Origin of the sequence: Mycobacterium sp., assembly GCF_049585075.1 — a bacterium.
Lineage (GTDB): Bacteria > Actinomycetota > Actinomycetes > Mycobacteriales > Mycobacteriaceae > Mycobacterium.
In genome coordinates this window covers 1-1,890 of the sequence record NZ_JBAUZA010000502.1, presented here as the reverse complement: position 1 = coordinate 1,890, position 1,890 = coordinate 1, and the positions used below count along the sequence as shown (strand labels likewise).

Annotated in this window: 2 pseudogenes; both read left to right on the top strand. The window is 64.8% G+C overall.

The annotated features are described in order from the left end of the window. Positions 1–416 (top strand): annotated as a pseudogene (locus tag WB785_RS23545) (cyclodehydratase); the annotation flags it as partial. A gap of 43 nt (positions 417–459) precedes the next feature. Then, positions 460–1,804, top strand: a pseudogene (locus tag WB785_RS23540) (ABC1 kinase family protein). The last annotated feature ends 86 nt before the right edge of the window (positions 1,805–1,890 follow it).

Below are 1,890 nucleotides of genomic sequence, written 5' to 3'. Positions count from 1 at the left end.
TGTCCGACAACCTCGTCGCCGACCCGCGCATGCTGCGTGACCTGCACAGTCAGGGCGTCGCGCATCTCGCGGTGCGGGTGCGCGACGGCACCGGCCTGGTCGGCCCGCTGGTGGTCCCCGGGGTGACCAGCTGTTTGGGGTGCGCGGATTTGCATCGCAGGGACCGAGATGCGGCGTGGCCTGCTGTCGCCGCGCAGCTGCGCGACACCGTCGGCGTCGCCGACCGGGCGACCCTGCTGGCCACGGCGGCGCTGGCGCTCAGCCAGGTCAACCGCGTGATCGGCGCGGTCCGAGGATCGGACCCCGACGGCGATCCCGGGCCGCCGCAGGCGTTGAACGCCACGCTGGAGTTCGACGTCCATGCGGGCTCGATCGTGGCGCGGCATTGGCCCAGGCACCCACTGTGTTCATGTTGACAGCACTTGTTTTCAGATCGGTGCGGGTAAGCACCGACCCGTCATGGATGATGGTTTACGTGGCAGACATTAAACGTAAGGGTGCTGCGCGGAACGTTAAGCTGGCCGGCTTGGCGGGCGGCATCGCTGGCCGCACAGCGCTCGGGTTCGGCAAGCGGCTTGCTGGCAAGTCGCAGGACGAGGTCAACGCCGAACTGATGGAGAAGGCCGCACATCAGCTCTTCACCGTGCTAGGCGAGCTCAAGGGCGGCGCGATGAAGGTCGGCCAGGCGTTGTCGGTGATGGAGGCCGCGATCCCCGAGGAGTTCGGCGAGCCGTACCGCGAAGCGCTGACCAAACTCCAAAAGGATGCGCCGCCGCTGCCCGCGGCAAAGGTGCACCGGGTGCTCGATGCGCAGCTGGGCACCAAATGGCGCCAACGCTTCTCCGACTTCAACGACACTCCGGTGGCCTCGGCCAGCATCGGCCAAGTGCACAAGGCGGTGTGGTCGGACGGGCGCGAGGTCGCCGTCAAAATCCAATACCCAGGCGCCGACGAAGCGTTGCGCGCAGACCTGAAGACGTTGCGGCGCATGATCGGCGTCGTCAAACAGCTCGCCCCCGGGGTGGATGTTCAAGGCATCGTTGACGAGCTGATCGAACGCACCGAGATGGAACTCGACTACCGGCTGGAGGCGGACAACCAGCGTGCCTTCGCTAAGGCGTATGAAGGCCATCCGCACTTCTTGGTGCCGCACATCGTGGCCAGCGCACCCAAGGTCGTGGTTCAGGAGTGGATCGAAGGCGTGGCGATGTCGGAAATCATCCGCGACGGCACCGTCGAACGACGCGACCTGATGGGAACCAGGCTGGCCGAATTCATCTTCGACGGACCACGCCGGCTGGAGATGATCCACGGCGACGCCCACCCCGGCAACTTCATGCTGCTGCCCGACGACCGGATGGGCGTCATCGACTTCGGTGCCGTCGCTCCCCTGCCCGGCGGGTTCCCGGTCGAACTCGGTATGACGATCCGGCTGGCACGAGAGAAGAAATACGACCTGGTGTTGGCGACGATGGAAAAAGGCGGTTTCATCCAGAAGGGCCAGCAGGTGTCGGTGCGCGACATCGACGAGATGCTGCGCCAGTACGTCGAACCGGTCGAAGTCGAGGTGTTTCACTACACCCGCAAATGGTTGCAACGAATGACCTATCGTCAGCTCGACCGTTCGGTGTCGCAGATCAAGACGGCCCGCCAGATGGATTTGCCGCCGAAGCTGGCGATCCCGATGCGAGTGCTCGCCTCCGCGATGGCGATCATGTGCCAATTGGATGCGCACGTGCCGACCAGGGCGCTTTCGGAAGAGCTGGTTCCCGGTTTTGCCGAACCCGACGCGATCGTCGTCTGAAAGCACCAAGCCTTGCGCCGAGATCGACGCCAGCGCCGGAAAACGCGAAAATGCTTGCACTAGCGTCGATCTCGACGCGTCAGATC